We start from the raw sequence: 6976 nt of genomic DNA, 5'->3' as shown, positions 1-6976 counted from the left end.
TGGCAGGGGAACCGTGTCCGGACAGGGGCTGCCGGTTCCGGCCGGCCTCCCGGCCGGCGGGGCGCGGCCGTGCCGGTGCCGGTGCTGGTGACCCCACTATGAGCGCCGGCCGCCGGCAGCACCTGGCCCGGAGACGCTCGCCGCCGGGCTGGGACCCGGTGCTCACGGTCGTGCTGGGCGCGGCGATCGTCGCTCTGGTGTTCGTGTCACAGGATCACTGGCGACGCGGGCTGCTCGGGCTGGGCATCGTCCTGCTCGCCGGGGCCGTCCTGCGGCTGGTCCTTCCTGCCCGGCGGGCCGGGCTGCTCGCCGTCCGGAGCAGGGTTTTCGATGTCGCGACGCTCGCGGCACTCGGCGTGACGATCATCGCGGTGACGTTGGCGGTACCGGCCCCGGGGTCATGAGGGCCGTGGCGGCCGCGGTCGTCATCCCCTGGCCGGCATCCAGCGGTGGGCGGCCAGGATCTGTGCCAGCTGTGGCTGGGGAGTGCCGCTCCCGGTGGGCGTTCCGCGGTGAGCGGCCGGGCTCGTACCGGCCGTGGCCGGGGCGGGCTCAGGAATGTCGCACTCGGCGGCGCGCGGCGGCGGGGCCGCTGCCGGCGGGTATTCGGGGCGGAGCATCCGTTGCGGCGATCCCGGTGGTCCCGCGGGCGGCCCGGCCGGCCCGAGGGGCGGAGTTCGCCGCCCATCTCGCAGGCGATCGCGGTAGCCTCTCGATATCCGGAGCATTGTCCGAACATCATCCGAATACCATGTTCAGCTAAGCGGGGCGAACAGTACACATGCCGGCTCATAGCGTCCCCCTGATCCCCGGTGACGGGAGCGGGCCCGGGTACACCGAGACGGCGGCTCGAGTGCCCGCGGCGGCTGCCTCGTTCGTGGGCTGCGGTTTCGGCGCCATCCACGATCCGAAGCCGGACCGTACCGTACCGGCCCGGCCGCCGACGGGACGGCGGAATACATTGACGCCATCATCGAAAAACTGAGGGGCTGACACCGATGGGTGGGAAGGTAACCGTTGTCGGAGCTGGTTTCTATGGTTCCACGACCGCGCAGCGCCTTGCTGAGTACGACATTTTCGACACGGTTGTCCTCACCGACATCATCGAGGGCAAACCGCAGGGGCTCGCTCTCGACCTGAACCAGTCGCGGCCGATCGAGGGTTTCGAGACCACGGTTGTCGGGACGAACGACTACGCCGACACCGAGGGGTCGGACGTCGTCGTCATCACCGCCGGCCTGCCGCGCAAGCCGGGCATGAGCCGGCTGGACCTGATCGAGGTCAACGCGAAGATCGTCCGACAGGTGTCGGAGAACATCGCGAAGACCTCGCCCGAGGCCGTTGTCATCGTGGTGTCCAACCCGTTGGACGAGATGACCGCGCTCGCCGCGAACGTCCTCGGTTTCCCCCGCGGCCGGGTCATCGGCCAGGCCGGCCTGCTCGACACCGCCCGTTTCACCAACTTCGTCGCGGTGGAGCTCGGCGTGCCGGTGAAGTCGGTGCGCACGCTCACCCTGGGCTCGCACGGCGACACCATGGTCCCGGTGCCCTCGCACTCCACGGTGGACGGCAAGCCGCTCGCCGACCTGCTCCCCGCCGAGAAGATCGAGGAGCTGGTGACCCGGACCCGTAACGGCGGGGCCGAGGTGGTCGCGCTGCTCAGGACCGGGTCGGCGTACTACGCGCCGTCCGCCGCCGCCGCCCGGATGGTCAAGGCCGTGGCCGAGGACTCCGGCGCGGTGATACCGGCATGCGCGTGGGTGGACGGCGAGTTCGGCATCTCCGGTGTCTATCTCGGCGTGTTCGCCGAGATCGGCCGCGGCGGCGTGAGGAAGGTCGTGGAGATCGACCTGTCCGAGCAGGAGAAGGCCGCGCTGTCCGCTGCCGCCGAGGCCGTCCGGGCCAAGCAGGCCGACGTCGCCAACCTGTAACGTTCTGAATCTGTAACTTTCTGTAGCAGCTGCTGGCTGCCACGGCGCGTTGCCGTAGCGGCCAGCAGCTGGTCGACCGTCCTGTGGCCGCGCCGCCGACCGCGGGACGGACCGGCCGGCGGGACGAGCCGGGAGCGGCACGGCCGGCGCGGCACGGCCGGCGCGGCGGGATGCCGGCGGCACGAGGGCACCAGCTGGCTGACGGCCCATCGCCCGCCCCGGCCGGTGCGCTCACTGCCAGCCGGCCACCAGCTTGCGCACGGCCAGCCGGGCCAGTGACGCGGTGGGGATTGTGCCGCGTCCCAGGCCGATCTCCAGCAGGGTGTCGAAGAGCTCGGTGCGGTGGCTCGCGGCCGCGACGGCGGCGTCCATCAGGGTGCGATGCCGGCCGGCGAGCTCGGCCAGCAGAGTGGTGTGGCGCAGGTGCCGCCCGAGCTCGCGGTCGAGGGCGTGCCGGTAGGCCGCGCCGGCCGCGCCCGGCGCGGCGGTGACGGCGGCCTGGCCGGCGAGCGAGCCGGACAGCAGGGCGTAGTAGATGCCCTCACCGGTGAGCGGGTTGATCAGTGACGCGGCGTCCCCGGCGAGCAGCACCGGGCCGTCGGGCTGGCGGGGCCGCCAGGTCGACAGGGGCAGGTGGTGGGCGCGCAGCGTCCCGGGATACGCGGGCTGGTCGGCGAGCATCCGGGCCAGGGTGCCGTACAGGACGGCCCGGCCGCTACCGCCACCATCGCCGCCACCATCGCCGCCGCCACCGTCGCCGTGCATCTCGTCGAGCTTGGAACGCAGCATCCCGTAGCCGATGTTGGCGCGGCCGTCCCCGATCGGGAACGACCAGGCGTAGGCCGGCCAGCCCTGGTCGGTCATCTCGATGAGCTGCTCGGGCGGGCGGTCGGCGGACGGCGCGTCGGCGTACCCGCGCACGGCGATGGCCAGCGCCTCCGGCGGGTTCGGCCCGATGCCCAGGGCGCGCCGGGTGGCCGAGTTCGCCCCGTCCGCCCCGATCACCACCCGGGCCCGCAGGTGGCCGTTGACCAGCACCGGATCGCCGGCGGCGCCGCCCGCCACCACCGAGCGCACCCGTTCGCGCCGCAGGACGGCTCCGCGCGCGCGGGCGGCGGCGACCAGGCGGGCGTCGAAGATCTTGCGTGGCACCACGTAGTTCGCCCGCGGGCACGGGGTCGCCACCTGCGCGCCGCCCGGCGCGCGCAGCCGCATCCGGTCCACCGGCGTGAACCCGGCGGCCGCGTCCGGCACGCCGAGCGCGCGCAGGACGTCCAGGCCGTGTGGGGCGATGCCGTCACCGCAGGCCTTGTCCCGGGGGAAGTCCGCGGCGTCGAGCAGCACGACGCGGGTGTGTGGCCGCAGCTGCAGCGCGCGCAGGGCGGCGGCGCAGCCGGCCGGGCCGGCGCCGACGACGAGCAGGTCGATGGTCCCGGCCGGGCCGGCCTCGGTGGCCGGCCCGTGCGCCGCCGGGGACGCGGCCGGGGACGCAGGGGAGACGGTCGCGGACGCGCTCATGGTGTTGGGAGATGTCGGTGTCGCCACATCGGCCCAGTGTCCCAGTGCGTTGGGCACACGCCCGCGTGAGGAGGTTCGTACAGTTCATCAGGTGGATGCCCTTGCGCAGGTGGCCGCCTGGCCGGTGGAGAACGCGGCCGTCGCGGTGCTCGTCTCCGGTGGTCCCGCGGATTCCGCCGGTGATGCCCCCGGCGCGGTCACGGCCGCCGGGCCGGTCGGGGACGCCTGGTCGGTCGGGGACGCGGGCAGGCTGTTCCGGCTGGCGTCGGTGTCGAAGCTGCTGTCCGCCTACGCGGTGCTGATCGCCGTGGAGGAAGGGGTCTTCGCCCTCGACGACCCGGCCGGCCCGCCGGGCTCGACCGTCGCGCACCTGCTTGCCCACACCTCGGGCCTGGAGTTCGCCGGCAGCCGGCCGCGGGCCGAGCCCGGGGCGCGGCGGATCTACTCGAACACCGGTTTCGAGCTCCTGGGGGAGACGCTTGAGAAGGCGTCCGGGATCGCCTTCCCCGACTACCTGGCCGAGTCCGTGTTCGCGCCGCTGGGGATGGGCTCCTCCGAGCTGCGGGGCTCGCCCGCGCACGCGGTGTGGTCGAACCTGCACGACATGATCCGTTTCGCCGCCGAGCTGCTGGCGCCGCGCCTGCTGGCTCCCGCCACCTTCGCGCTGGCGACGTCGGTGGCCTTCCCCGGCCTCGTCGGTGTGCTGCCGGGCTTCGGCGCGCAGAAGCCGAACGACTGGGGGCTCGGTTTCGAGATCCGCGGCGGGAAGCAGCCGCACTGGACGGGCAGCACCAACTCTCCCGCCACGTTCGGTCACTTCGGCCGGAGCGGGACGTTCCTGTGGGTGGATCCCGCGCCGCGGGCGGCCTGTGTGGCGCTGACCGACCGCGAGTTCGGCACCTGGGCGGCGCAGGCGTGGCCGGTGCTGTCCGACGACGTGGTGGCCGCCGTCCGCGCGGCCGGTATCCCGGGCTGAGCGCGTTACCCGTGCCGGCGTGCTCCCGCGCCCGGCGGGGGCCGGGCCACCGGGTGGATCCCGCCGCCCGGCCGGTACGGCGGGCCCGCCGGGTGTGATGGCACCGGGCTCGTGGGTAGTTAGCAACCGATGGCCAATCCGATCAGCGCGGTCCGCTCCGGGGCACGGAAGGCATCCGGCGTCGCGGGTTCCGTACGCCGCGGGAGACCCTTTGTCGACCATGCCATACGTGGCTATCACCGGTATGTCGAGGACGGCGGTGACCGGCTCGCGGCGGCTGCCACGTATTTCGCCTTCCTGTCCTTCTTCCCGCTGGTGGCGCTGGCCTTCTCGATCACGGGGTTCGTGGTCGACGCGTATCCAGACGTCCAGCAGGAACTGGTCAACCAGATCAACAGTTATCTGCCGGGGATGGCGGACAAGCTCGACATCGCCAGTATCGGCAACTCGAAGGTCGGGGTCGGCCTGATCGGTCTGGCCGGTCTGCTGCTGGCCGGGCTGGCCTGGATCAACGCGCTGCGGGACGCCATCCGGATCATCTGGCACCAGAGTGTGGACGTCGGCAACGCGCTGGTGCGCCGGCTGCGGGACCTCGGCGTCCTAGTCGGGCTCGGGCTGATCGTGTTCGCGTCCATCGCGGTGACCAGCGTCATCACCTCGGTGTCGGGGACGTTCCTGGAGGGGATCGGCCTGTCCGGGAGCACCGCGGCGACGGTGGTGACCACGCTGCTCGCCCTCGGCATCGCGCTGGCACTGGATGTGACGATCTTCCTGTGCCTGTTCCTCTGGCTGCCGTCGATCACTGACCGTCGCCGGGTGGTGCGCGGGGCCATGCTCGGCGCCGTCGGGGTGGAGAGCCTCAAGCTCCTCGGCACCTGGCTGGTCGGGATGACGACCGGTAATCCCGTGTACGGGACGTTCGCGGTGATCGTCGGCCTGCTCATCTGGATCAACATCGTGCTGCGCTGGACCCTCCTGGTCGCGGCGTGGACGGTGACCGCCCCCTACGACTCCGACGTCGTCCCGTCCGGCACCGCCGTGGCTGTCCCGGGTGACGGTGCCACCGAGGCCGCCGTGGCTGTTCCGGATGACGGCGCCACGGAGGTTGTCACGGCCGTCCCGGATGGCGGCACCGAGGCCGCCGGGGGAGCGGCCGGAGCGGCCGGACCGGCCGGTGACCCGCCACCCGCCGGTTCGCCGGCGGCCAGGCCGCCCACCGGCGCTGTTGCCGGCTCCGCCGATGACGGGGTGGACGTGCCGGCGCTTCGGCCAGGGCCGTCGGCAGCGTCGCCACGCGGTTGAGGCACGATCCGCACGAGCCCGCTCCCCGGAACCGTGACCGGGGCGGCGGACGCGGGCGGGTCCCGCGCCACCGCGGGCCGCGCCGCCGTTCCGGGCGGCATGCCGACGCCCGGGAGCGGCCGCCGCGCACGACGTCGGCGCAGGGCCAGCGCCACGGCGAGCAGCGTCACCGCGACAGCGGTCCAGGTGACCGGACCAACGGTGTGACCGCCGCTGGACGCCTCCCTGGACGTCTCTCCGGACGCCTCCGCCGTGCCACGTCCGTCCGTGCCGGCCCCGTTCCGGCCGGTGCCCCCGTCGTGACCGGCGCCTGCCCGGGCCGGCCCGCTGGCGGCCGCGTGCGCCACGTGGGCCGCGGGCTCGGCGTGCACCGCCGCGTCGACCCGGGGCAGCAGCTGCCCGACCGCGGTGACCGAGCCGACGTGCGTGAACCCCCAGTCGAACAGGGCGCGGGCGTCGCCGGCGTACGCGGGTGCCGCCCGCAGCATGGTGACGATGAGCGTGTGGTCGCCGCGCCGGACCGCGCCGACGTAGGTGGCGCCCGCCGCGATGGTGTAGCCGTTCTTGACGCCGATCGTCCCCGGATAGGAACCGAGCAGGTCGTTGTGGTTCTGGATCTCGAAGGAGGCGCCGCCCCGGCCCCGGACCGTCGCCCGCGGGACCGTCAGGAACCCCTTCACCGCGGGACTGGTGAGAGCGGCCCGGCCCAGCAGAGCGAGATCGTACGCCGATGTCGCCTGGCCAGGGGCGTCCAGGCCGGTGGGGTCGCCGGCGTGGGTGGCGTGCGCGCCCAGGTCCGCCGCGGTCCGGTTCATCAGCGTGACCGTGGCCGCGGTGCCGCCGGCGGCCTCGGCGAGCGCGGTGGCCGCGTCGTTGCCACTTGCGACGATCATGGCGGTGGCCAGCTCCGCGACGCTGTAGGTCATGCCCGGCACGAGCCCGACCCGGGTCCCGTCGATCCGCGCGGCCGCGTCGCTGACCGTCACCTGCTGGGCTGGCGGCAGACGCGGCAGCAGGGTGAGCGCGGTCAGGATCTTGAGCGTGCTCGCCGGCGGGTACTGGCCGTGCGCGTCCCGCGCCGCGAGCACCGCGCCGCTGCCGGCGTCGGCGATGAGCCAGGCGGCAGCCGTGACCTGCGGGGGAGGCGGCAGCGCCTGCGGGCTGACCACCACCCCGTGGCTCGCGAGCGCCGGGCCGCCGAGGGCGTCCGCCGGGGACGCCGGCGGAACCGGTGGGGGCGGCGGAACCG

General features: G+C 73.9%; 5 protein-coding genes and 1 pseudogene. 4 read left to right on the top strand and 2 right to left on the bottom strand.

Going from position 1 to position 6976, the window contains the following annotated elements; translation table 11 throughout:
- Positions 1 to 98: 98 nt before the first annotated feature.
- A complete protein-coding gene (locus AC5LUJ_RS07595; protein WP_250286671.1) occupies positions 99 to 404 on the top strand; it encodes a DUF3017 domain-containing protein in 306 nt (101 codons plus the stop codon).
- Between the two features lie 594 nt (positions 405 to 998).
- On the top strand, positions 999 to 1931 hold the full coding sequence (mdh, locus tag AC5LUJ_RS07590; protein ID WP_250286673.1) for a malate dehydrogenase: 933 nt from the start codon (positions 999 to 1001) through the stop codon (positions 1929 to 1931).
- Between the two features lie 231 nt (positions 1932 to 2162).
- Here the strand turns inward: mdh and AC5LUJ_RS07585 are convergent, their stop codons facing one another.
- Entirely contained in the window at positions 2163 to 3449 is a 1287-nt protein-coding gene (locus AC5LUJ_RS07585) for an NAD(P)/FAD-dependent oxidoreductase (RefSeq protein ID WP_250292507.1), read from the bottom strand.
- 91 nt (positions 3450 to 3540) lie between these two features.
- On the opposite strand from AC5LUJ_RS07585, the gene AC5LUJ_RS07580 reads away from it, so the two are divergent.
- A complete protein-coding gene (locus AC5LUJ_RS07580) occupies positions 3541 to 4425 on the top strand; it encodes a serine hydrolase domain-containing protein (protein WP_250286147.1) in 885 nt (294 codons plus the stop codon).
- 129 nt (positions 4426 to 4554) lie between these two features.
- Positions 4555 to 5727 (top strand): YihY/virulence factor BrkB family protein, encoded by a 1173-nt coding sequence (locus tag AC5LUJ_RS07575; RefSeq protein ID WP_493464698.1) that lies wholly within the window; start codon positions 4555 to 4557, stop codon positions 5725 to 5727.
- A 539-nt stretch (positions 5728 to 6266) separates the two neighbouring features.
- Here AC5LUJ_RS07575 and AC5LUJ_RS07570 read toward each other — a convergent pair.
- Positions 6267 to 6815, bottom strand: a pseudogene (locus AC5LUJ_RS07570) (D-alanyl-D-alanine carboxypeptidase family protein); the annotation flags it as partial.
- Positions 6816 to 6976: the final 161 nt, after the last annotated feature.

Source organism: Protofrankia sp. CiP1_Cm_nod3 (assembly GCF_982290655.1).
The sequence above is the reverse complement of the archived record's forward strand: the minus strand, read 5'-3'. Positions and strand labels throughout refer to the sequence as shown.